Origin of the sequence: Sphingomonas mangrovi (assembly GCF_047975845.1) — a bacterium.
Taxonomy (GTDB): Bacteria; Pseudomonadota; Alphaproteobacteria; order Sphingomonadales; family Sphingomonadaceae; genus Sphingomonas.
In genome coordinates this window covers 1-16,697 of the sequence record NZ_JBIUCZ010000046.1, presented here as the reverse complement: position 1 = coordinate 16,697, position 16,697 = coordinate 1, and the positions used below count along the sequence as shown (strand labels likewise).

General features: G+C 69.1%; 11 protein-coding genes, 2 tRNA genes and 1 pseudogene. 7 read left to right on the top strand and 7 right to left on the bottom strand.

The features are described from left to right. Nucleotides 1–57 precede the first annotated feature (57 nt). The 3 genes from ACBY01_RS16115 to lon all read right to left on the bottom strand — a co-directional run bounded on the left by ACBY01_RS16115 (nucleotide 58) and on the right by lon (nucleotide 3,134). A tRNA-Val gene (locus tag ACBY01_RS16115) sits at nucleotides 58–132 on the bottom strand. A gap of 89 nt (nucleotides 133–221) precedes the next feature. Next, nucleotides 222–494 carry an HU family DNA-binding protein gene (locus tag ACBY01_RS16110; protein ID WP_416461989.1) on the bottom strand — a complete coding sequence of 91 codons (273 nt, stop codon included), beginning with the start codon at nucleotides 492–494 and terminating at the stop codon, nucleotides 222–224. Between the two features lie 243 nt (nucleotides 495–737). Beyond that, nucleotides 738–3,134 carry an endopeptidase La gene (lon, locus tag ACBY01_RS16105; RefSeq protein WP_416461988.1) on the bottom strand — a complete coding sequence of 799 codons (2,397 nt, stop codon included), beginning with the start codon at nucleotides 3,132–3,134 and terminating at the stop codon, nucleotides 738–740. A gap of 140 nt (nucleotides 3,135–3,274) precedes the next feature. On the opposite strand from lon, the gene ACBY01_RS16100 reads away from it, so the two are divergent. Continuing rightward, entirely contained in the window at nucleotides 3,275–4,996 is a 1,722-nt protein-coding gene (locus ACBY01_RS16100) for a M1 family metallopeptidase (RefSeq protein WP_416461987.1), read from the top strand. A 120-nt stretch (nucleotides 4,997–5,116) separates the two neighbouring features. Here the strand turns inward: ACBY01_RS16100 and ACBY01_RS16095 are convergent. Both ACBY01_RS16095 and ACBY01_RS16090 read right to left on the bottom strand, forming a co-directional pair. Continuing rightward, nucleotides 5,117–5,850: pseudogene (locus ACBY01_RS16095) on the bottom strand (SDR family oxidoreductase). 107 nt (nucleotides 5,851–5,957) lie between these two features. Next, the gene (locus ACBY01_RS16090) at nucleotides 5,958–7,928 is read right to left on the bottom strand and encodes a putative bifunctional diguanylate cyclase/phosphodiesterase (RefSeq protein ID WP_416461986.1); all 1,971 of its coding nucleotides are present in this window, start codon (nucleotides 7,926–7,928) and stop codon (nucleotides 5,958–5,960) included. A gap of 83 nt (nucleotides 7,929–8,011) precedes the next feature. On the opposite strand from ACBY01_RS16090, the gene moaA reads away from it, so the two are divergent. The 4 genes from moaA (at nucleotide 8,012) to ACBY01_RS16070 (ending at nucleotide 10,927) form a co-directional block, all read left to right on the top strand. Continuing rightward, nucleotides 8,012–9,010: a GTP 3',8-cyclase MoaA gene (gene moaA / locus ACBY01_RS16085; protein WP_416461985.1), complete on the top strand. Its 999-nt coding sequence runs from the start codon at nucleotides 8,012–8,014 to the stop codon at nucleotides 9,008–9,010. Beyond that, on the top strand, nucleotides 9,007–9,783 hold the full coding sequence (locus tag ACBY01_RS16080; protein ID WP_416461984.1) for an NAD kinase: 777 nt from the start codon (nucleotides 9,007–9,009) through the stop codon (nucleotides 9,781–9,783). Before moaA ends, ACBY01_RS16080 begins: the two co-directional genes overlap by 4 nt. 123 nt (nucleotides 9,784–9,906) lie before the next feature. Next, nucleotides 9,907–9,981 (top strand) — tRNA-Asn (locus ACBY01_RS16075). A gap of 352 nt (nucleotides 9,982–10,333) precedes the next feature. Next, nucleotides 10,334–10,927 carry a CC0125/CC1285 family lipoprotein gene (locus ACBY01_RS16070; RefSeq protein WP_416461983.1) on the top strand — a complete coding sequence of 198 codons (594 nt, stop codon included), beginning with the start codon at nucleotides 10,334–10,336 and terminating at the stop codon, nucleotides 10,925–10,927. Between the two features lie 192 nt (nucleotides 10,928–11,119). On the opposite strand, the gene secA is transcribed toward ACBY01_RS16070, so the two are convergent. Both secA and ACBY01_RS16060 read right to left on the bottom strand, forming a co-directional pair. Beyond that, nucleotides 11,120–13,855, bottom strand: a complete 2,736-nt coding sequence (gene secA / locus ACBY01_RS16065; protein WP_416461982.1) for a preprotein translocase subunit SecA — start codon at nucleotides 13,853–13,855, stop codon at nucleotides 11,120–11,122. 111 nt (nucleotides 13,856–13,966) lie between these two features. Then, entirely contained in the window at nucleotides 13,967–14,227 is a 261-nt protein-coding gene (locus ACBY01_RS16060; protein WP_416461981.1) for a hypothetical protein, read from the bottom strand. A 171-nt stretch (nucleotides 14,228–14,398) separates the two neighbouring features. On the opposite strand from ACBY01_RS16060, the gene argJ reads away from it, so the two are divergent. Continuing rightward, nucleotides 14,399–15,628, top strand: a complete 1,230-nt coding sequence (gene argJ / locus ACBY01_RS16055) for a bifunctional glutamate N-acetyltransferase/amino-acid acetyltransferase ArgJ (protein ID WP_416461980.1) — start codon at nucleotides 14,399–14,401, stop codon at nucleotides 15,626–15,628. Nucleotides 15,629–15,632: 4 nt separating this feature from the next. Next, nucleotides 15,633–16,430: an inositol monophosphatase family protein gene (locus tag ACBY01_RS16050; protein ID WP_416461979.1), complete on the top strand. Its 798-nt coding sequence runs from the start codon at nucleotides 15,633–15,635 to the stop codon at nucleotides 16,428–16,430. The last annotated feature ends 267 nt before the right edge of the window (nucleotides 16,431–16,697 follow it).

Genomic DNA, 16,697 nt, shown 5'->3' with positions numbered 1-16,697 from the left:
CGTTATCCGGCCACTCCAGCGGAGTGCTAAAAATGACCGGATAACAATGACTTGTCCTGGTGGGCGCGGCTGGGATTGAACCAGCGACCCCTGCGGTGTGAACACAGTGCTCTACCACTGAGCTACGCGCCCGTGCGCCTTGCGGCGAAACCGGGAAGCGGGCCTTTAGGCGGTGGAAACCGGGCTGTCCAGCCCCCTCGCCCAAAAACCCGCAAGGTCGATCAGTTGACCGAGTCCTTCAGGCCCTTGCCGGCCTTGAACTTGGGCTGCGACGACGCCTTGATCGTCATCGGCTCGCCGGTGCGCGGGTTGCGACCGGTCGACGCCTTGCGCTTGCTGACCGAGAAGGTGCCGAAGCCGACCAGGCGAACCTCGTCGCCCTTCTTGAGCGCGGCGGAGATCGATTCGAACACCGCCTCGACCGCCTTGACCGCATCACCGCGGCCCAGCCCCGAAAGATCGGCGACCTGACCAATCAGCTCCTGCTTGTTCATTCCTTGAAACCCCTTGTTGTCGTTCTGGGAGCAGCACGCGACGACATCGGCCGAACCGCCCCCCGGCAGCCGGGCCAGTAATGCGCCTCTCCCCCGCGCTGTCAAAGCAAATCGCCCGCACACCACCCCGCCGGCGCGCCGTTCGACCGCACCGGCAGTGGGGAAAGCGGCGCTCCCGCCATCCCGCTGCGGATCGAATTACGCCCGACGATCCCGCGGGTTCGGAACGTCCCGGGCCTCAGATCAGTGGTGGCGCACCTCGCCGATGCCCGGCACCGCCGCCGGCGGCTGCACGGCGAGTTCGTCCGCATCGGTCCAGTCGATCGCCTCCAGCGGGCCGGTGAGTGCCAGCCGCAGCACTTCATCGACGTGGGAGACCGGCACGATCTCCAGCCCCTCGCGAATGTTGCCGGGAATCTCGGCCAGATCCTTCTCGTTCTCCTGCGGGATCAGCACGGTGGTGATGCCGCCGCGCATCGCCGCCAGCAGCTTTTCCTTGAGCCCGCCGATCGGCAGCACGCGGCCGCGCAGCGTCACCTCGCCGGTCATCGCCACCTCGCGCCGCACCGGCACGCCCGTAAGCGTCGAGACGATCGAAGTAACCAGGCCGATGCCGGCCGACGGCCCGTCCTTGGGCACCGCGCCCTCGGGCAGGTGGACGTGGACGTCCTTGCGGTGGAACAGGCTGGGCTTGATGCCATAGGTCGGGGCGCGCGCCTTGACGAAGCTCATCGCCGCCTCGACCGATTCCTTCATCACGTCGCCCAGCTTGCCGGTCGTCTTGATCGCGCCCTTGCCCGGCACGGTGACCGACTCGATCGTCAGCAGCTCGCCGCCCACCTCGGTCCAGGCGAGACCGGTCACGGCACCGATCTGGTGCTCCTCCTCGCCGACGCCGAAGCGATATTTCCGCACGCCCGCGAACTCGTGGAGGTTCTCCGGCGTCACCGTGACGCTCTCGGCCTTACCCTCCAGGATTCGGCGCAGCGCCTTGCGCGCGAGCTTGGCGATCTCGCGCTCCAGCGTGCGGACGCCGGCCTCGCGGGTGTAGTAGCGGATCAGGTCGCGCAGGCCCTCGTTGGTGAGCGCGAACTCGCCCTCCTTCAGCCCGTGTGCGTCGATCTGCTTGGCGATCAGGTGGCGCTCGGCGATCTCGACCTTCTCGTCCTCGGTATAGCCCTCCAGCCGGATGATCTCCATGCGGTCGAGCAACGGCTGCGGCAGATTGAGCGTGTTGGCCGTGCACACGAACATCACGTCCGAAAGATCGATGTCGATCTCCAGATAATGGTCGTTGAACTTGGCGTTCTGCTCCGGATCGAGCACTTCCAGCAGCGCCGAGGCGGGATCACCGCGGAAATCCTGGCCGAGCTTGTCGATCTCGTCGAGCAGGAAAAGCGGATTGCTCGCCCCTGCCTTGCGCAGGTTGGTGACGATCTTGCCCGGCAGCGAGCCGATATAGGTGCGCCGGTGGCCGCGGATCTCGGCCTCGTCCCGCACGCCGCCCAGCGACTGGCGAATGAACTCGCGCCCCGTCGCCTTGGCGATTGACTTGCCGAGCGAGGTCTTGCCGACGCCGGGAGGGCCGACGAGGCACAGGATCGGTCCCTTGAGCTTGTTGGTGCGCGCCTGGACCGCAAGATATTCGACGATCCGGTCCTTCACCTTTTCCAGCGCATAATGGTCCTGGTCGAGCACAGACTGTGCGGTCGGCAGGTCCTTCTTGAGCTTGGAACGCTTGCCCCACGGCAGCCCCAGCAGCACGTCGAGATAGTTGCGCACGACGGTCGCCTCGGCCGACATCGGCGCCATCGTCTTGAGCTTCTTGAGCTCGGCGGTCGCCTTGGTACGCGCTTCCTTCGACAGCTTGAGCGTCGCGATCTTCTGGGTCAGGTCGGCGATCTCGTCGCCCTCGCCTTCCTCGCCCTCGTTGCCGAGTTCGCGCTGGATCGCCTTCAGCTGCTCGTTGAGGTAATATTCGCGCTGGGTCTTCTCCATCTGCCGCTTGACGCGGCTGCGGATCTTCTTCTCGACCTGGAGCACGCCCAGTTCGCCTTCCATGAAGGCGAACACCATTTCCAGCCGCTTGACCGGATCGGCCTCGACCAGCAGCGTCTGCTTGTCGGCGACCTTGACCGCGATGTTGCCCGCGACCGCGTCGGCGAGGCGCGCGGCGTCCTCGAGCTCGCCGAGCTGGCCCGCGGTCTCCGCCGGCAGCTTGCGGTTGAGCTTGGCGTAGTTCTCGAACTGGTCGACCACCGAGCGCATCAGCGCCTGGACCTCGGCCCCCTCGGCCTCGCCGTCCTCGACCGCGGCGACGGTGGCGGTGAGGAATCCGCCGCTCTCCTCCAGCGTCTCGAGCGAGGCGCGCGCCTTGCCCGACACCAGCACGCGCACCGTGCCGTCCGGCAGCTTCAGCAGTTGCAGCACCTCGGCGGTGACGCCCATGTCGTAGAGGTCGTCGCGGCTAGGATCGTCCTCGGCGGGATCGAGCTGTGCGACCAGGAAGATCTCCTTGTCGGCCGCCATCGCCGATTCCAGCGCCGCGACCGACTTGTCGCGACCGACGAACAGCGGGACGATCATGTGCGGGAACACGACGATGTCACGCAGCGGCAGAACGGGATAGGATTTGGTCATGCAAACTCCGGCAGCGCCGAACGCCGGCGCCCTTTCGCCATATATGGGGATGTGGCGCGGCGGCATCAATCGCCCCGCATCGTCGCGCGCGGCGGCGCGGCTCGCTTGTGGAGCGCGGACGGGTCGCCCATGAAGCCGCGATGCTGAAGCTCGCCGCGTTCGCCCTGCCCCTGCTCCTGCCGGTTGCCGCATCCGGCCATCCCCAGGCGAAGCGCCTGCCGATCGAGCGCGGCATGCCGCCGATCGGCGCGCAGACCCAGCGTTCGGGCGGGCCGCTGAGCCCCGAGCGCGCGGCGCTGCGGCTCGACGCCGCCGACCTGGCGATCGAGGTGCTGCCGACGCGCCAGCAGCTGTCCGGCGTGGCGACGCTGACGCTGCGTACGCTGGCGCCGGCATCGCGGCTGCCGATCGATCTCGACACCAACCTGCCGGTCTCCTCGGTCGCGCTCGACGGCAGGCGCCTGCCGCGCACCGCCTGGAGCCACGTCGACGGCGTGCTGACGGTCACCCCCGGACAGCCGATCGCCGCCGGTGCCACCGCCATGCTGCGCATCGAATACGCCGGGACGCCGCACGTCGCGGTGCGCGCGCCGTGGGACGACGGCATCGTCTGGTCGCAGGCGCCCGATGGATCGCCGTGGATCGCCACCACTGCGCAGGGCTATGGCTGCGACCTGTTCTGGCCGTGCCTCGACTTCCCGCAGGGCGAGGCCGCCGTCGTCACGCTGCATATCACCGTGCCCAAGGGGCTGAAGGCGCCGTCGAACGGCGTGCTGCTGGGCGTCGACCGCCATCGCGACGGCCGCACCACCTGGAACTGGCGGGCGCGGGCGATCAACCCGTACGACGTCGCGCTTAATGTCGGTCCCTATGCCGAGCTGTCGGGCAGCTACGCCAGCCGCTTCGGCAATGCCGTGCCGCTGCACTATTGGTACCTGCCGGGCAAGGAAGCGCAGGCGAAGCGACTGTTCGCCGAGTTCGCGCCGACGCTCGACTTCTTCGAGACGCTGATCGGCCCCTTCCCCTTCGGCGCCGAGAAGCTGGGCGTGGTCGAGACGCCGCACATGGGCATGGAGCACCAGACCATCAACGCCTATGGCAACGGCTACAAGCAGGCGCCCGAGGGGTTCGACTGGCTGTTCCAGCACGAGCTGAGCCACGAATGGTTCGGCAACCAGATGACCGCCGCCGACTGGGACGACTTCTGGCTGCACGAGGGCTTCGGCCAGTATATGCAGCCGCTCTACGGCCGCTGGCGCGAGGGCGAGGCGCGCTATGCTGCGATGATGGCCGAGCAGCGGCTGCGCATCCTCAACAAGGCGCCGATCGTCTCCGGCCGGTCGCAGACCAGCGAGGACGTCTACGAGGACGGCAAGGGCGGTCCGGGCGCCGACATCTATTTCAAGGGCGCGTGGGTGCTCCACACCCTGCGCAACCTGATCGGCGACGCGGCCTTCTTCGACGCCACCCGCCGGCTGGTCTACGGCCGCCCCGATCCCCGCCCCGGCAATTTTGCCCCGCGCTTCGCGACCACGGCCGAGTTCGAGAAGCTGGCGGCGCAAGCGGCTGGCCGGGATCTCGGCTGGTTCTTCGGCGTCTACCTGCACGAGGCGGCGCTGCCCGAGCTGGTCGAGACACGAGAGGGCGACCGCCTCACGCTGCGCTGGAAAACGCCGAACGACCGCCCCTTCCCGATGCCGGTGGAGGTGCAGGTGGACGGCCGGGTCGTGACGGTGCCGATGCAGGAGGGCACCGGCAGCCTTGCCGTACCGGCGGACGCGCACGTCGTGCTCGACCCAATGGCGCGCATCCTGCGCCGGTCCGAGGCGATCGAACGCTATCAGGCGCAGCAGGCGAAATAAGCGCCGCACGCGGCGGCAGGATGACGCTGGGGTGTTGCTCGATAAGAGCACCGCGAAATGGTCTGCGGACCGGCAGCGTCCGGACGGCTCCTCTCGGAGGCTGCCGATCGTCGAGGGTGCTTACAGTTTCACTGCCGCATTGCCGCCATCAGCCCAGAGGGCCGATCCCGTGACGAAGCTCGCCATGTCGCTGGCGAGGAACAGCGCTGCCTGCGCGATTTCCTCGGGCCGAGCGATCCGCTTCATGGCGTGAAGACCGGCAGCCCATTCGCGCTGGGCAGCATCGCCCGCCATCTCGGTCGCGGTGCCGCCAGGCAGGAGGGCGTTCGCGCGAATATTTTTTGCACCGTAGTCGGCAGCGATGCCGCGGACTTGGCGGCCCCGTACGCCCCCATGCCCGGCAGCCCCACACTGTTGCCCACGAAGCTCCCTGTGAAGACGAGTGCGCCGCCGCCCTGCTCCAGCATCGCCGGAATCTGTGCCCGCGCGCCCAGAAAGGCGGCGGTCAAGTTCACGGACAGGACTTGGGACCAGTGCTGAGGCTCGATCTCGGCGAGGGGCTTGATGGCCCCGACCTGCCCGGCATTGTTGAAACCGATGTGCAGACCGCCGTACGTCGCGCGTGCGGCAGCGACTGCTTCCTGGTGGGTTCGCTGTTCGGTGACGTCTCCGACGATCGCGATCGCCCGTGCACCTTGGTCTTCAATCGCTTCGACGGCCAAGTCCAGCGGCCCTTGTCGCCGGGCGACCAGAACCAGGGACGCGCCGTGTCCGGAAAACAGGGCTGCGGCCGCCCTCCCGATCCCCGAGCTGGCGCCGGTTATGATCGCCACCTTGCCATCCAACAGCCTCATACTTCGGCTCCTCCGATGGAGCCGATCCGGTAGGAGACTCTGTCTTCGCGTGCGTCCCGCTTCTTGTTGCCGAATTCGTCATGACCGCTGCCGCACGCGCCCGCCCTTCAACGCCCCGCCACGACGGCCTCCAGTGCATCGATCGCCAACGCCCCCGCGCAGAGATAGCCCTGGTAGAACTGGCAGCCTTCCTTCGCCAGCAGGTCGAGCTGTTCCTCGGTTTCCACCCCTTCGGCGATCACCGCGAGCCCCAGCGAGCGGGCCATGTCGATCACGCCGCGCACCACCACCCGGTCGCGTGGCGAGCCGGTGATGTCCTGGGTCAGGCGCTTGTCGATCTTGAGATAGTCGAGCGGCAGCGCCTTCAGATAGGCGAGGCTTGAATAGCCGGTGCCGAAATCGTCAATCGCAACGCGGCAGCCGCCGGTGCGCAGTTCGGCGAGCAGCCGCGCCGCCTCGCCCAGATCCTCGATCAGCCCGCCTTCGGTGATCTCGATCGTCAGCCGCCCGCGCGGGAAGCCGCTCGCGTCGATGCGCCCGAGCAGCAGGTCGGCGAAGGCCGGGCGGGCGACGTCCTCTGCGGTGACGTTGACCGACAGCCGCAGCTTCGCGAGGCTCGCCGGCCAGCGCGCGGCACGGCCGAGCGCGCAGCGCTGGACATGCTCGGACAGCGCCACCGTCAATCCGGCGCGCTCGGCGGCGGCGAACAGCGGCTCGGCGCCGATCTCACCGCGCTCGGGATGGCGCCAGCGCGCGAGCGCCTCGACGCCGACGATCGCGCCCCCGCCGACCGCGACCTGCGGCTGGAACAGGATCTCGACCTCGTCCTGCTCGATCGCGCGCGGAATCTCGCGCGCGAGGTCGTCGAGGTCCTGGCGCCGGCGGCGCTCGCCGTCCGCAAGATCGATCGCCGATCGCGCGCGCTGGATCAGCTGCGTCGCGGTCTCTCCGGCCTCCGCCTCGACATGGCCGATCCGCGTCGACAGCCGCGCGACCTGCTCGCCGGCGACGAACGGCCGGTCGAGCGCCTGGCGGACCGCCGCGTCGACGCGCTGCACCTGCGCCGCTTCGGCACCCGCGGTCGCGACGAGGAACTCCGCCCCTTCCGCCCGCGCCACCACCGCGCGCCTGCCGAGCGGCTCGCCCACCGCCGCACCGATCCGGCCGAGCGCCGCCCGCAGCAGCCAGTCGCCGGCCTCGCGCCCCAGGTCGCGGTTGATCGCCTCCACGCCGCCGAGCGCGACCAGCGACAGCGCCACCGGCCGCCCCTCGCCCAGCCGCCGCTCGATCCAGGCGGTCGCGCCGGCCAGATCGTGGACCTCCGGCGCCGCACTGCCTGCGGCCCCCTCGTCGGCGACCAGCCGCTCGACCAGCCCGTGCAGCCGTCCGGTTTGCGGCCCCCGCTGGAGGTGGACCACCACCCGTCCCAGCCCCGGCACCGTGTGCGCGAACGCCACCGCCGGCCGGCTGGCGTCGAGCCCGCGCAGCGCCGCGCGCACGCTCGTCCGCGCCGGGCGGGGCAAAGCCGCCAGCAGCGCGCGGGTGGGCGGCGCCTCGTCCAGGCGCAGCATCGCCGCCAGACCGGGCGACAGCCGGTTCGCGCGCGTCCCGGCGTCGTAGCACCAGGCGAGCGCACCCGCAGTCTCGCCGTCGCGCCAGCCGCCGCCGAGCCGCTCGACGTGGCGCAGTGCGAAGCGCACCGCCTGGCCGAGCTCGATCTCGGTCATCGGGCTGACGAGAAAGTGGGTAGCGCCGGCGGCGAGGAAGTCGTCGAGCCGGTGGGCGTCACCCTTCGACAGCAGCGCGAGCAGCGCCCCCGGTGCCTCGGTAACCGCCCCGGCGAGGTCGGAAACCGCGGCGAGGCCGTCGTCGATCGCGCCGCGCGCGTCGACGATCGCGATCTGCGCGCCGCTGGTGCGGAAGCGCTGTGCCGCCGCGTCGCGGCGCCTCGCCGCGACCACCTGCCAGCCCGCCTGCGCATAGAGCGTCGAAAGCTCGTCGCGCTGGCGAAAGGAAAGCAGGAACAGCATCGGGTTCGCGATCCCCTGCTCCCGCGCGACGATGCCCATCTGCCCCATGACCGCAGCCTAGCGGGGCGACGCCGCTTCGCCAATCCGCCACGCTCTTGTTTGGCGCGGTGCCAGCCCCTAGCTCAGAGGGGATGCCGAGCGCCTCCCCCCTGATCGACGCGCACGGCCGCGCCATCCGCTATCTCCGTATCTCGGTGACCGATCGCTGCGACCTGCGCTGCCGCTATTGCATGGCGGAGACGATGCAGTTCCTGCCGCGCGAGCGGCTGATGTCGCTCGATGAGATCGCGACGATCGCCGAGTGCTTCATCGCGCGCGGGGTGCACAAGATCCGTCTGTCGGGGGGCGAGCCGCTGATGCGCGGCGACACCGTCGCGCTCGCCGAGCGGCTGGGCACGCGGCTCGCCCGTGGGCTCGACGAGCTCACCATGACGACCAACGCGACGCGGCTCGCGCGCCATGCCGGGGCGCTTGCCGCCGCCGGCATCCGCCGGATCAACGTCAGCCTCGACAGCCTGGACCCCGACACCTTCCGCCACATCACCCGCACCGGCGATCTCGACCGCGTGCTGGACGGGATCGCGGCAGCGCGGGACGCCGGGATCGCGATCAAGATCAACATGGTCGCTCTCAAGGGGCTCAACGAGCACGAGATCGCGCCGATGCTAGACTGGTGCGTCGAACAGGGTTTCGACCTGTCGCTGATCGAGACGATGCCGCTCGGCGCGATCGACGAGGACCGTACCGACCGCTTCCTGCCGCTGCCGCAGGTGTTCGAGGCGCTGTCGGCGCGTTTCGCCCTCGTGCGCGACGGGTTTCGCACCGCCGGGCCGGCGCGCTATTGGCGGGTCGGGGACAGCGGCACCCGGCTGGGGCTGATCTCGCCGCTGACGGCCAATTTCTGCGACGGGTGCAACCGCGTGCGACTGACGACCGAAGGACTGCTCTACCTCTGCCTCGGCCGCGACGAGCATGTCGACCTGCGCGCGGCACTGCGCAACGGCGGGCCGGCGGCGGTCGATGCCGCGATCGAGACGGCGATGACGCGCAAGCCCGCCCGTCACGACTTCCGCATCGCGCCCGGCGCCGCCCCTGCGGTGGCGCGGCACATGAGCGTGACCGGCGGATGAGCGCGACGCTGCGCCGCGCGCTGCTCGCCTCGCCGACGCCGGCCGCTCAGGCCGCGGAGCACGAGCTGCGCGAGCGCTACGACTGGACCGGTCTGGACGAGGCCGAGCTGGTCGTCGCGCTGGGCGGCGACGGTTTCCTGCTGCAGGTGCTCCATCAGCTGCTCGAGCGGCGGTCGAGCATCCCCGTGTTCGGGATGAACCTGGGCACCGTCGGCTTCCTGATGAACGAATGGCATCTGGGCGGGCTGGAGGAGCGGCTCGCCCGCACCAAGCCGTTCAAGGTCTCCCCGCTCGAAATGATCGCCGAGACGATCGATGGCGAGGTGCGGCGGCTGCCCGCGATCAACGAGGTGTCGCTGCTGCGCGAGACGCGGCAGGCGGCGAAGGTCGAGGTCAGCGTCAACGATCGCGTCGTGATGCCCGAGCTGGTGTGCGACGGCATCCTCGCCGCGACGCCGGCCGGCTCGACCGCCTACAACCTCTCCGCCAATGGCCCGATCCTGCCGCTCGGCTCCGGCATGCTGGCGCTCACCCCGATCAGCCCGTTCCGTCCCCGCCGCTGGCGCGGCGCCATCTTGCCCGACCGCGCCCGCATCGCGCTGCGCATCCTGGAGTCCGACAAGCGCCCGGTCAGCGCCGTCGCCGACCAGCGCGAGGTGCGCGACGTCGCGCGGGTCGAGGTGGAGATCGACCGCATGCGCGACCTGACGCTGCTGTTCGACCCCGAGCACGCACTCGACGATCGAATCACGATGGAGCAGTTCATCGCCTGACCGACACGGATTCCGACAAGTTTTCCGTGCCCTGACAGCAGCTTGGGCGAAATCTGCAAAAAAGCCGGACGGGGCGCTTGCCAGATCCGAAAACCCGCTGCTATAGGCGCGCCTCCGAAGCGTTCCCCGGTAGCTCAGCGGTAGAGCAATCGACTGTTAATCGATCGGTCGCCTGTTCGAATCAGGCCCGGGGAGCCACGGACCTTCAGACATCGCTGCATCTTCGCGGGCCTATCGAACGGGCAGGCAGCCGCCGACGCGTCGCCGAAAGCATCGTCCGCCTCTCCTCGCCGCTGCGGCGCTTCGGATCGTCCGCGTTGTACGGAAGCTCGATGGATCGCGCTGGCGGCCGGCGCGTTATGCCAACTGCTAAGCCCTTGTGCTTCCATCCTTTTCGAACGCCGCTGCCGTCCTCGTTCAGCAACGGCTAAGCTGCGAAGTTGCACAACTGGTCGCACAGGGTCAAAAGAACCCGAAGGCCCCGACGATCGTTCCTCAGGTTGCGCCGCCACCCGTTCGTCGGGCCGAAGGGCGGCAGTGGAGAAACCCGATGCTGTCATCCAAATTCGATCGCAAGCGCCTCGCCGGGCTCGGCACTGCGGTCGTCGGCGCGCTGGTGCTTGCCGCCTGCGCCACCCCCACCCCGTATCGCCCGGCGACCGGCAGCGGCTTCTCGCGCGCCGGCTATTCGGACGAGCAGATCGAGCCGAACCGCTTCCAGATCAGCTTCGCAGGCAACACGCTCACGTCGCGCGAGACCGTCGAACGTTATCTGCTGTTCCGCGCGGCGCAGCTCACCGTCGAGCGCGGCTTCGATCACTTCATCCTGGTCGACCGCGATACCGAGCGGCGCACCCGCACCTATTCGACGCCCGATCCCTATTGGGGCGGCGGCTTCGGCGGGTTCGGCGCGTGGAGCCCGTACTGGCGCTATCACGGCCCGCGCTTCGGCTGGCGCAGCTGGAGCCCGTACTACGGCGATCCGTTCTTCAACAACGACATCCGCACCGTCGACAAGTACGAGGCGATCGCGGAGATCGTCGTCGGCCGCGGCCCCAAGCCCGGCGACAACGTCCGCGCCTTCGACGCGCGGGCGGTGATCGAGAACCTCGGCCCGCGCGTGCAGATGCCCGAGACGCGCTGAGCGTTCGGCCAAAGAGAAAGGGGTCGCTGCCCACCGGCAGCGACCCCTTTTCGTGTTTGCGACACTCGTCATCTTGACGGAAGTCAGGATCCATTGCCGCTCCGCGCATGAGCCTCACAACGGCTGCGGCAATGGATGCCAGCCTCCGCTGGCATGACGATAAAGGGAGGAAACCGCCTCCCCATCACAACTCTACAGCTGGCCGTGGCAGTGCTTGTACTTGCGGCCCGATCCGCACGGGCACGGCGCGTTGCGGCTGACGCGGCCCGCCCATTCGGCGGGGTCTTCGCCCAGCGCCTCGGGCTCGGGCTGCGGCATCTGCATCGGCGGCAGGCGGGTGGTCAGATAGCCGGTGCCGGCATCGTCGTCCCAGGTGTCGTCGTCGCCGGTCAGCGGGTCGATATGGGTGGTGAGGAAGTCGGGCAGCTCGGGAAGCGGCGGCGGGGCGAAGTTGAAGTTGGCTACCGCCAGCGTCCGGGTCACGTCCTCGCGGATGCTGCCCAGCATCCGCTCGAACAGCGCGAACGCCTCCTGCTTATACTCGTTGATCGGGGTCTTCTGCGCATAAGCGCGCAGGTGGATCACCGCACGCAACGCGTCGAGCATCGCCAGATGCTCCTTCCAGTGGTGATCGAGGTTCTGGAGCAGGATCGACTTCTCGATCTGCGTCCAGGCGCTCGGCTCCAGTTCGGCCGACTTGGAGGCGACCAGTTCGTCGGCCAGGCCGCGGATGCGCTCCTCCAGCGTCTCGGGCTCCAGCCCGTCTTCCTCGGCGATCCACTGCGCCACCGGCGCGTCGACGCCCAGCACCTCGGCGGCACGCTCGGTCAGGCCGGCGGCGTTCCACTGCTCCGGATAGGAGTTGGGCGGCACCGCCTCCCCGACGATGGCGTTGACCGTCTCGGTACGCATGTCGGTGACGACGTCGCCGACGGTGTCGGCATCCATGATGTCGGCGCGCTGCTCATAGATGACCTTGCGCTGGTCGTTCATCACGTCGTCGTACTCGACGACCTGCTTGCGCACGTCGTAGTTGCGCGCCTCGACCTTCTTCTGGGCGGTCTCGATCGCCTTCGACAGCCACTTGGAGCCGATCGCCTCGCCGTCGGCGATGTTGGAGCGCATCATCTTGGCGAACAGCGTGTCCGGCCCGAAGATGCGCAGCAGATCGTCGTCCAGGCTCAGGTAGAAACGCGACAGGCCCGGATCGCCCTGACGGCCCGAGCGGCCGCGCAGCTGGTTGTCGATGCGCCGACTCTCGTGCCGCTCGGTGCCGAGCACGAACAGGCCGCCGGCGCCGAGCACCGCCTGCTTCTCGGCGACGATCTCGGCGCGGATGCGCTCGGCCGCTTCAGTGTATTCGGGCGTGCCCTCTTCCAGTTCGGGATGCTCGTCGAGCATCCGGAACTCCAGGTTGCCGCCCAGCTGGATGTCGGTGCCGCGGCCCGCCATGTTGGTGGCGATCGTCACCGCCCCCAGCCGACCGGCCTGGGCAACGATGTGCGCTTCCATCTCGTGATAGCGGGCGTTGAGAACCTTGTGCGGCACCTTCTCCTGGGTGAGGAACTCGGACAGCATCTCCGACTTCTCGATCGAGACGGTGCCGACCAGCACCGGTTGGCCACGCTCGGCATGCTCGCGGATCTTGCGCGCGATCGCCAGGAACTTGTCCTGGGTGGTCTTGTAGAACTCGTCCTCCTCGTCGACGCGCTGCACCGGCACGTTCGTCGGGATCGAGACGACGTTCATCTTGTAGATGTCGTAGAACTCGGCCGCTTCGGTCGCCGCCGTGCCGGTCATGCCCGACAGCTTGGGATACATGCGGAAATAGTTTTGGAAGGTGATCGAGGCGAGCGTCTGGTTCTCCGGCTCGATCGTCACGCCTTCCTTGGCCTCGGCGGCCTGGTGGAGGCCGTCCGACCAGCGGCGGCCGTCCATCATGCGGCCGGTGAACTCGTCGATGATGACGACCTTGCCGTCCTTGACCAGATAGTCGACGTCGCGGCGGAACATCTTGTTCGCGCGCAGCGCCTGGTTGAGGTGGTGGACGACCTGGGTGTTCTCGAAGTCGTAGAGGTTTGCGCCCTGGAGCAGCCCGGCCGCCTCGAGCAGCCGCTCGGCCTTTTCGGTGCCGTCCTCGGTGAGCGTGACGCTCTTCTGCTTCTCGTCCTTCTCGTAGTCGGCATCGTCGAGCTGCTTCACGATCGCGTCGACCGAGATGTAGAGCTCCGACTTGTCGTCGGTCGGGCCGGAGATGATCAGCGGCGTGCGCGCCTCGTCGATCAGGATCGAGTCGACCTCGTCGACGATCGCGAAGGCGAACGGCCGCTGGACCATCGATTCGCGATCGTACTTCATGTTGTCGCGCAGATAGTCGAAGCCGAACTCGTTGTTCGTGCCGTAGGTGATGTCGGCGGCATAGGCGGCGCGGCGCTCGCCGTCGGACACGTTGGGGACGATCACCCCGGTGGTGAGCCCCAGGAAGCCGTAGATCCGCCCCATCTGCTCGGCGTCACGCCGCGCCAGATAGTCGTTGACGGTGATGACGTGGACGCCATTCCCCGGCAGCGCGTTGAGATAGGTGGCGAGCGTCGCCACCAGCGTCTTGCCCTCGCCGGTGCGCATCTCGGCGATCTCGCCGCGGTGGAGGACGATGCCGCCGATCATCTGCACGTCGAAGTGGCGCATGCCCAGCACGCGCTTCGACGCTTCGCGCACGGTCGCGAACGCCTCGGGGAGCAGGTCGTCGAGCTTTTCGCCGTTCGCCAGCCGCTCGCGGAAGCGGGCGGTCTGCTGCGACAGGCTGGCGTCGTCCATCGCCTGGACCTCGGCCTCATAGCCGGCGATGCGCCCGACGATGGTGCCGAGCGACTTGACGTAACGATCGTTGGAAGAACCGAAGAGGGACTTGGCAAGGCCGCCGAACATGGCTGTTCCTTCATGAAGGGTAGCGCCGCGGACGATGCGCGGCATCAGAGGGCGCGCCTTGGCGGCGCGGCGAAATCACTTGGGGCGCCCGCGTGAGGCGGGCGGCGCGCGCTATTCGAGTGCGCTGTCGACCCTGGAACGCACGTCGACATGGGGTGCGGCGGCAGGCGCCGGCACCGGCGAAAAGCGCAGGTCCCCGCGGGTCGCCAGCGCGTGGCGAACGAGGGGCGCGTGATCGGCGGCGTCGGCCACCGTCTCCGCCGCGATGCGGCCGGCGACCTGCTCGACCTGCCGCGCCTCGACCGGAGTCGCGCCGACCAGGGCCCCGGTGAGGCCGGTCAGCAGCGCGGAGAGGAACAACAGGAGACGCAAGCGACGATCCATCGGCGAAGAGCTGGCCCGTGCCGCAACAGCGCCGGGCAACGCTTGAGATAAGGGCCGCGCGGCAATCCGTCCACCCGAAAGCCCGCGCGAGCGCCCGTTGCGCGAGCTTCGTCGCAAAATCGCTCGACGCGCCGGCGGCTGGGACGCATGGAAAGCGGCATGTCCACCACCCGCTCCCCGCTCGCCCCCGCCGCCTTCCCCGCCCTGCCCGCGATCGCCGGCGTGACGCCGCGCGTCGCCCGCGCGCGCTACAAGGCGTGGGACCGCTGCGACCTCACCTTCGTCACGCTGGAGCCCGGCACCTCGGTCGCCGGCGTGCTCACGCAGAGCAAATGCCCCTCGCCCGAGGTCGAATGGTGCCGCAAGGCGCTGGTGCTCGGCGAGGCACGCGCGCTGGTGGTCAACGCGGGCAACTCCAACGCCTTCACCGGACATCGCGGGCGTGAGGCGGTGGAGGCGGTCGCCGCCCGCACCGCCGCGCACCTCGGCTGCCAGCCGTCGGACGTGTTCGTCGCCTCGACGGGCGTGATCGGCGTGCCGCTGCCGATCGACAAGGCCGAGGCCGGGCTCGACGCCGCCTTCGTTGCCGAGCCGTGCGGCTGGGAAGCCGCGGCCGAGACGATCATGACCACCGACACCTTCGCCAAGGCCGCGACCGCCACCGCGATCGTCGACGGCCGAACGGTGACGCTGGTCGGCATCGTCAAGGGATCGGGCATGATCGCGCCGGACATGGCGACGATGCTGGGCTTCGTCTTCACCGACGCCGCGGTCGAGCCCGCCTTCCTTCAGTCGGCACTGGGGGCGGCCAATGCCAAGAGCTTCTCGTGCATCACCGTCGACGGCGACACCTCGACCAGCGACACGGTGCTGGCATTCGCGACCGGCACGGCCGGCAACGCGCCGCTGGCGGACGCCGACAGCGACGGTGCAGACGCCTTCGCCGCCGCGCTGTTCGACGTGTGCCTCTCGCTTGCGCAGCAGGTGGTGCGCGACGGCGAAGGCGCGTCGAAGTTCATCCAGATCGAAGTGGAGGGCGCCGAAAGCGACCGCAGCGCCCATCGCATCGCGATGAGCATCGCCAACTCGCCACTGGTGAAGACCGCGATCGCCGGCGAGGATGCCAACTGGGGCCGCGTAGTCATGGCGGTCGGCAAGGCGGGCGAGCCGGCCGAGCGCGACAAGCTCGCGATCCGCTTCGGCACCACCCAGGTGGCGCGCGACGGGCTGGCAGTTACCGGCTATGACGAGGCGCCGGTCGCCGCGCATCTGAAGGGCCAGACGGTCGAGATCGGCGTCGACCTGGGGCTGGGCGAAGGCCGCGCGACGGTTTGGACCTGCGACCTGACCCACGGCTATATCTCGATCAACGCCGACTATCGGAGCTGAGCCGATGCCCGACGCCCGTCACGACGCGGTCTGCGCACTGCTGCGCCGGGTCGCCGCGGAGGTGGTGCTGCCGCGGTTCCGCCACCTCGACGCCGCCGACATCGAGGAAAAGGCGAAGGACGACCTCGTCACGATCGCCGACCGCGAGGCGGAGGTGCAGCTGGCGCACGGCCTCGCCGCGATCGACGCCGGAGCGCGGGTCGTCGGCGAGGAGGCGTGCGCCGCCGACCCGACGCTGCTCGATACCGTCGGCAGCGGGCGTCTGTGGCTGATCGACCCGGTCGACGGCACCAACAACTTCGCCGCGGGGCGCACGCCGTTCGGGATGATGATCGCGCTGGTAGAGGACGGCGTGCCGCAAGCCGGCTGGCTCTACGATCCGGTCGCCGGGCGGCTGTGCCACGCGGTGCGCGGCGGCGGCGCCTTCGTCGACGGCGCGCCAGTGAGGGCACGCGGCACCGGCGCGGCGCAGCCGGTGGCGGCGCTCGCGACCTATTTCATGTCGGAGGACGATCGCGCCGCACTCGCGACCCGCGTCGCGGGCCGGCTGACGCTGGTCGACATCCCGCGCTGCGCCGCCGAGCAATATCCGCGGCTGGTGCTGGGCGAAAACGACCTCGCCCTGTTCCAGCGCACGCTGCCCTGGGATCATGCCGCCGGCGTGCTGTTCCTGGAGGAGGCCGGCGGCCGCGTCGCCCGCGCCGACGGTGCGCCGTACCGCGTCGGCGATGCACGCCGCGGCATGCTCTGCGCCGCCTCGCCCGAACTGTGGGAGCAGGCCGCACCGCTGGTGTTCGGCTGACGGTTCTTCCCTGATCGTCATCGCATTTTGCCGTCACCCCATCTCGGCGTCACCCCATATTGCCGTCACCCCAGCGAAAGCTGGGGTCTCCCGCGGCTCCTGTCCCGCCCTTCCCGCCTGAGATCCCAGCTTTCGCGGGACCTTTGCATAAAGCTGGGGATGTAATTCTCTTCGCTGGGTATCGGAGAGATGAGATGCGCAAGCAGACGAGGCCGGCGTCCTTTGCGGACCTGTTGGTGGTTGGCGGGGGGAGCGCGCGTCTGGATC